Below are 1,900 nucleotides of genomic sequence, written 5' to 3'. Positions count from 1 at the left end.
ATAATGGTCATAAGCACGTAAGAACCATTCCCCGTCAAAACCATGCTCCAATGTGGCTGTTCGCATACGATCCACATATGCCTGAGCGGTTGCTGCTTCTTCATCCAGTCCTCTGCGCTTGCAAAGCTCAATAAAATCCGGTCCCGTATATACAAATAGTCCGGCGATGAACACGGATTCGGCTATTCGACCCTCCAGATTCTGAGTTGTCTGATAGGACTCATCTGGTGTAGCAGAAAAACAGTTGAGATTCAGACAGTCGTTCCAGTCAGCCCGGCCAATGAGTGGAAGACCATGCGGGCCCAGATTACCCACAACGTGGTAAAAAGAACGCTTCAAATGTTCAAACAGCGTAGCCGTACGCTCTACATTTCCGTCAAAGGGCACTTGTTCATCCAGTATGCCAAAGTCTCCCGTTTCTTTGATGTACGCTGCGGTACCGACAATAAGCCACAACGGATCGTCGTTAAAGCCACCGCCAACCTCGTGATTTCCTTTTTTGGTTAACGGTTGGTACTGATGATAAGCTCCGCCGTTTTCAAATTGAGTAGAGGCGATGTCGATAATCCGTTCTCTTGCCCGCTCCGGTATTTGGTGGACGAAGCCGAGCAAGTCCTGATTCGAATCCCGGAAGCCCATTCCACGCCCGATACCAGATTCAAAATACGAGGCGGAACGCGACATATTGAACGTAACCATACACTGATAAGGGTTCCATATGTTTACCATTCGGTTCAGCTTGTCGTCGTGGCTTTGAAGGGTATACTTGGACAGCAGATTATTCCAATAGGTCCGCAGCTCACTCAACGCTCGTTCTACATCAGCTTCATCCGCAAACTGCTTAATCATGGCATGTGCTTGTTTTTTATTAATAACACCGGGCGACTCCCATTTTTCTTCCTCGGGATTTTCCACATAACCGAGTATAAAGTTACAGCTTGTTTCTTCGCCTGGCTCCAGCGTTACCTCAATGCAATGTGATCCGACAGGGGACCATCCGCTGGCAATAGAGTTCGAGGCTTGCCCAGCGGCGACCGTTTGAGGCTGATCTAATCCGTTGTAGAGCCCCAGAAAAGCTTCACGGTCTGTATCATAACCCGCTAGCGGACGATTAGCAGAGAAAAAAGCATAGTGATTGCGACGTTCACGGTATTCCGTTTTGTGATAAATGACAGAATCTTGTATTTCTACCTCACCCGTGTTCAAGTTGCGCTGGTAGTTGGTCATATCGTCATAGGCGTTCCACAGACAAAATTCCACGAATGAAAAGAGTTTGATCTTTTTGGTTTGTAACGATGTGTTCTGAAGCTTAACCTGATGGACCTCGCCGTCAAAGGAAAGGGGCACAAAAGCCAGCTGGATGGCCCGAATACCGCTGCGTTCTCCCATAATTGAGGTATAGCCAAGTCCATGGCGGCATTCATACTGCTCCAGCTCCCGTTTGACTGGCATCCAACCTGGAGTCCAATAATCCCCATCATCATAAATATAAAAATAACGACCACCGTTATCGACAGGAATATTGTTGTACCGGTAACGTGTTAAGCGACGTAAGCGAGCATCCCGGTAAAATGCATAGCCGCCACTTGTATTGGAGATCAGTCCAAAAAATCGTTCATTACCTAAATAATTAATCCAGGGATAAGGGGTTTGAGGGGTGTGGATGACATATTCTTGATTGACATCATCGAAAAAACCGTACTTCATGGCGCAGAACTCCTTTCGATTAAAAAAAATAAAAGACCCAACACATGATTATATTCAAACATAAAGCCGTTCTTTCTTTAGAAAGACATTTCCTGCCTTATATAAAATGTGCTTGATTTTCTCAACCTATCTTCTGGAATTTGCAAAATATTTGAAATGGGTAAATATACCTTTTTATGCTAAAATGAAAAAG

At 45.4% G+C, this 1,900-nt stretch carries 1 protein-coding gene; it reads right to left on the bottom strand.

Going from position 1 to position 1,900, the window contains the following annotated elements; genetic code table 11:
- Positions 1-1,707 (bottom strand): GH36-type glycosyl hydrolase domain-containing protein (locus GRP75_RS25785; protein WP_160790750.1); only part of this gene is annotated, 1,707 nt, incomplete at its 3' end.
- Positions 1,708-1,900: the final 193 nt, after the last annotated feature.

The organism is Paenibacillus sp. OT2-17 (assembly GCF_009827695.1).
In the GTDB taxonomy this organism is placed as follows: Bacteria; Bacillota; Bacilli; order Paenibacillales; family Paenibacillaceae; genus Paenibacillus; species Paenibacillus polymyxa_B.
Note: the sequence above shows the minus strand (reverse complement) of the source record. Positions and strands in the feature narration are given on the sequence as shown.